This is a genomic window from Arthrobacter sp. Y3221159, from assembly GCF_059089885.1.
In genome coordinates, this window is sequence record NZ_JBNHFC010000074.1 from 1 (window position 1) to 230 (window position 230).

Below are 230 nucleotides of genomic sequence, written 5' to 3' on the forward strand. Positions count from 1 at the left end.
CGGCGGCGTACCCGTCACGGCCATGCGCCTGTCCTACGTCGGCGAACTCGGCTGGGAACTCTACACCAGCGCCGACAACGGCCAGCGCCTCTGGGACGCGCTCTTCAAAGCAGGACAGCCCCACGGGATCATTGCCGCCGGCCGCGCCGCGTTCAGCTCCCTCCGCCTGGAAAAGGGCTACCGCTCCTGGGGCACCGACATGACCACCGAACACGACCCCTACGAAGCCG

At 68.7% G+C, this 230-nt stretch carries 1 protein-coding gene; it reads left to right on the plus strand.

Annotated elements, in window-relative coordinates; genetic code table 11:
• Positions 1–230: hypothetical protein (locus tag AC5RT3_RS20725; RefSeq protein ID WP_494125121.1), on the plus strand; the 230-nt coding region annotated here is incomplete at both ends.